Origin of the sequence: Sphaerisporangium sp. NPDC049002 (assembly GCF_040649355.1) — a bacterium.
In the GTDB taxonomy this organism is placed as follows: domain Bacteria; phylum Actinomycetota; class Actinomycetes; order Streptosporangiales; family Streptosporangiaceae; genus Sphaerisporangium.
In genome coordinates this window covers 1-1358 of record NZ_JBEZFH010000456.1, presented here as the reverse complement: position 1 = coordinate 1358, position 1358 = coordinate 1, and the positions used below count along the sequence as shown (strand labels likewise).

At 64.7% G+C, this 1358-nt stretch carries 1 protein-coding gene; it reads left to right on the top strand.

Annotated features, from left to right (window positions below; all coding sequences use genetic code 11):
- Positions 1-532: 532 nt before the first annotated feature.
- Positions 533-1321, top strand: a complete 789-nt coding sequence (locus AB0B89_RS36475) for a hypothetical protein (protein ID WP_358562379.1) — start codon at positions 533-535, stop codon at positions 1319-1321.
- The last annotated feature ends 37 nt before the right edge of the window (positions 1322-1358 follow it).

The window sequence follows — 1358 nt, the reverse complement described above, 5'->3', positions numbered from 1 at the left end:
GACGAACTGAGGGAGATCATTATGATCGACTACACGACCAGGTGGTCCCTTCCTCGTGGCAACTGGGTGGTCCCATCAGGCTGGCAAGCGACAGGAGGGGTCACACCGAGCAGGCTGCTCCTCTCATACACCAGGCCGTCCAAACGGGCATGAGGACTCATCACCGCTACCTCTCCGCCGCTGGCAAGCCTGGAAATGAGTACCGACAATCACCACCGGTGCGCTTTCCGATAGCTCCCGCTCCCGGCCGTATGTCGGCTGAGCCGAGTGGTTCCGCTACTGATGGCCATGCTCTCTGACAGTTATCTAAGTGTTTCCTGGCAATCGGGAGTGGTCATGACCGGCCACTTCGGCAGCTTCATGACTCTCCGTAGTCGCCGTTTGGCTGACAGCGCATTGACAGGGTTGCTGACACTGATCAAGATGAGAGCGTTTTTGTCACTTATAGGTGCTTTATACGGCCCGCCGGGCACAGTGTCGCGGGTCGACGGGGTATTTCGGAGGTTGAGGCGTGCGCCTTCAGCGTGTCCAAATGTGGCTGTTAGCCGTGCTTTCGATCGCGTTGCTGGCGTCCAGCGTCGGGGTGATCACTGATCTGGTGTCGCCGTCGGCGCCGGGGTCCTCTTCCTCCCAGGAGCGGTCGGTGGAGGGGCGGGCGATCAGGAAGGTCGCCGATGTCCATGGTGTGGAGGATTCGCCGCCTCCGGTGACCAAGGCCGCCGCACCGGTGCTGCCGAGTGCCGGGTCGGCCGAGGTGGCCGTGGGCGCCGGTTTTGCGAAGGCGTCGGATTCACCGGTGTCGGTGGCGCAGGCGGGCGCTGAGGCCTCGCCAGGCAAGGTGCGGGTGGAGACCTTGAGCGCGGGCGTTGCCAAACGCCTGGGTGGTACGGCTTTGGGGGTGCGTGTCGCGCGGGCCGATGGTGGCCTCCAGGCGGCCCGGGTGCGGGTGAGTGTGGACTACTCCGGCTTCGCCAACGCTTTTCCTGCGGGGTCTGCCGCGCGGCTCGGGTTGATCGAGATGCCTGCGTGTGTGCTGGCCGCTCGGCCTGACGCGGGGTGTGCCAAGGCGGCTGAGAGCGCGCGGGTGGTGCCGTCGTCCAATGATCAGGCATCTCGCCATCTCGTGGCGGATGTGGAGGCCGCTCCGGGCGCTTCGCCGTCGGACGGCAAGGTGTACGTGATGGCCTCAGTCGCGGCGGCGGGGACTCCGGATTCGGGGACGGGGAACTTCGCGGCGACGGATCTGAAGGCGGCCGGTTCCTGGCCAGGGCCCCGGCGAGTTTGTGATTTGGTCAGCTTGATTCCCTCACTTCCATCTTGAACAGATTGAGGGTGCGTCGGTGGCTGTAGACGTGGTG